We start from the raw sequence: 2,818 nt of genomic DNA on the forward strand, positions 1-2,818 counted from the left end.
AACTTTTAAAGGCTGCAATTTCTTCTAAAAATAAGTTTGTTACTAAATATCAATTAATAATGTATCGTTGATAAATTCTGGTCGTCAGGCCATAGACCATTAAATAACCAGCTGTTAAAAGAGCGATAACCAGGAGGCAAACTTTTAGCAGTAATCCTTGATCAAACAAAGAAAACATTTTTAGAATACTGATTATCGCTGGTAAAGCAAAAGCCATATGAACAATAGCACCAACAATTGGCAACATAAAAACTAACAAGACTTGACTTTGAATTGCCTTTTTACTTTCAGCATAACTTAAACCAACTTGCTGAATTTTTTTAAAGCGCTGCTGATCAGCTAAACCTTCCGACAGCTGTTTATAATAAATGATCAAAGCGGTTGTAATGGCCATTGCTAAACTGACTAAACAGCCGACAAACAGTAAACCGCCAAAAATCACCCTTAAGAAATGCTGCATTTCTTGTTTATTTGAAACACTTCCATTATCTAGTTTGAGTTGCTGTTGAATTTGTCTGGTAAAGTTCAATCCATGCTGGTAACTACTCTTAAAATTGATTCCATTCTGGTAGATCCAAGTTGACGAACCAATCTGTTTAGCACTGGCTGTATTGGCAGCGATGACATAAACCGGTTGAAAAATCGAATGCTGAACATTGCCGGTCTGAAGTGTCGGATAGCCGATCACCTGATAATTTTTTTGCTTAATTTTCAGCTGAGGGTAGACTTTTTTATCGGCGACAGATAATAAAACTTGATTATTTTTTAAATGATAGTTAGTACCTTCGATTTGATTAAAAGTTTTGACTGTCAAAACTAACAAAGTTGTTGATGTTTTAGCATTATACCCACTTTTAAAATTTCCTCGTTGATCTAAAGATCCAACAATTGGCGCAGTCATTTTGATTTGTTGCTGCTTTTCCAATTTGATTTGGTTTTTTGCTGCTAATTGCTTAAGCAAATTTTGATTGAGCGGTTTAGAAGTAGTTAACATCAAATCAAATGGGTTCCAAAAATTTAATAGCCGTTGTTGACCAACCACTAAACTGATACTGCTGACTAAGGATACTAAGATGGCCGTACATAAAATACAAATCGTTGCTAAGCCAGCAGCATTTTGCTTCATGCGATAAAGCATACCGGAAATTGCAATAAAATGTTGTGGCTGATAATAAAAGTGCTGATTTTTTTGTAACAGTTTTAATAAGCTGATACTGCCAGCAATAAAGACTAAATAAGTTCCAATAACCACTAAGGCAATCGCCAACATAAAATTGGAAAAGCCTGCCAGATTTGCTTTGGTCTTAATTGCTATGAAGTACCCACTAACTAAAATTATCAATCCGCTAATTCCTAAAAACCAATTAGCTTTAGGAGCCTTTTCGGCTGTAAAAGCCTGCTGCCAGAGCAGAGCTGGTTTAACTTTGCGCAAACGCCAAAAATCATAAACCAACAAACACAAAAAAATAACTCCAAAGCTTAATAATGTTATCCCAAGCGTTTTAAAAGTGAATGTTTCCTTTAGTTGCGCTATTTTTAGTAAGCTTTTCAAAAACATCAAGGCTAATTTGACAAACGTTACCCCTAAAATTAAACCACCGAGTGAACTGGCAAGATACAACATAATTTTTTGAACAGTTAGAATTAACCGTAATTGACCTTTCGTCATTCCCAACATATTATAAAGGCCTAATTCTCGATCACGCTGGCGCAATAAAAAGCTGTTAGCATAAAGTAAGAAAAAAGTTGCAATTAGCCAAGTAAATTTTTGAGCCATACTCAATAGGCTAATGATTGCCTGACTATAATTTAATTTGTTTAAAGTTGAATTGCTGTGAATATTAACAAAAATATAATTAATTGCGATCATTAACGAGCTGGCAAAAATAAAAAGGCATGTCTGACGAATATTTCGTCGCAAACTTGAAAAAGCTAATTTTAATTCCAGCATTAGTGGCCCACCTTCTCGCTTGTCAAAGCCGTCAAACTGTTAGTAATCTTTTGCAAATAGACTGTCCGTGGCTGGGCACCACGATAAAGCTCATGAAAAATGACCCCATCTTTAATAAACAGTGTCCGCTGCGAGTAACTCGCCGCTAAGGCACTATGCGTGACCATCAAAATTGTTTGACCACTTAAGTTGATTTCCGCAAATAAATTAAGTAGTGACAGCGTATTTTTAGAATCCAGTGCTCCAGTTGGCTCATCTGCTAACAAAAGTTTTGGCTGGGTAATCATGGCACGAGCAACTGCAATTCTTTGCCGCTGGCCACCTGAAATTTCAGCTGGAAAGCGATCTAACAGCTCGGTGATTTTTAATTGCTGTGCTAAAGGCTCCAAACGCTGCTGCATTTTGAGATACGGCATTTCTGCTAATACCAGTGGCAAAAAAATGTTATCCCGATTATTAAAGGTGTCAAGCAGGTTAAAATTTTGAAAAACAAACCCTAAATACTGACGGCGAAAGCGGGCTGCTTGATTTTCCTTCATTTTTTCCAAATTTTGACCATTTAATTCAATTTGCCCGCTGCTAGGCCGATCTAAAGTTGCCATGATATTTAAAAGTGTCGTCTTACCGGCACCAGATTCGCCCATAATTGCCACGTATTCTTCCCTTTCAACCGTCAGTGAGATATCATGCAGTGCTTCGACGCGATTTTTTCCTTCAATGAAAACTTTTTGAACATGTTCCAGTTTTAAGAGTTTCATGATTAATAAATCCTTTCTTAAATTGATTCCAGTTAAATTATAAAAGGCTATGCAACTGATTTTTAGTTACGATCAGTTACATAACCTTACAAAATGTTATTTAAGCCTG

The 2,818-nt window shown here is 36.1% G+C and carries 2 protein-coding genes; both read right to left on the minus strand.

The window, feature by feature from the left end; all coding sequences use genetic code 11:
* Nucleotides 1-49: 49 nt before the first annotated feature.
* Nucleotides 50-1,951, minus strand: a complete 1,902-nt coding sequence (locus tag ON15_RS11055) for an FtsX-like permease family protein (protein ID WP_010581555.1) — start codon at nt 1,949-1,951, stop codon at nt 50-52.
* A complete protein-coding gene (locus ON15_RS11060) occupies nt 1,951-2,709 on the minus strand; it encodes an ABC transporter ATP-binding protein (protein ID WP_010581556.1) in 759 nt (252 codons plus the stop codon). The genes ON15_RS11055 and ON15_RS11060 overlap by 1 nt, the downstream gene beginning before the upstream one ends.
* Nucleotides 2,710-2,818 lie beyond the last annotated feature (109 nt).

The organism is Liquorilactobacillus vini DSM 20605 (assembly GCF_000255495.1).
GTDB classification, from domain to species: Bacteria; Bacillota; Bacilli; order Lactobacillales; family Lactobacillaceae; genus Liquorilactobacillus; species Liquorilactobacillus vini.

Bases quoted from the DNA above. Each gene is read 5' to 3' on its own strand.
- ON15_RS11060 (WP_010581556.1), bottom strand. From the start codon at position 2,709: ATGAAACTCTTAAAACTGGAACATGTTCAAAAAGTTTTCATTGAAGGA.
- ON15_RS11055 (WP_010581555.1), bottom strand. From the start codon at position 1,951: ATGCTGGAATTAAAATTAGCTTTTTCAAGTTTGCGACGAAATATTCGT.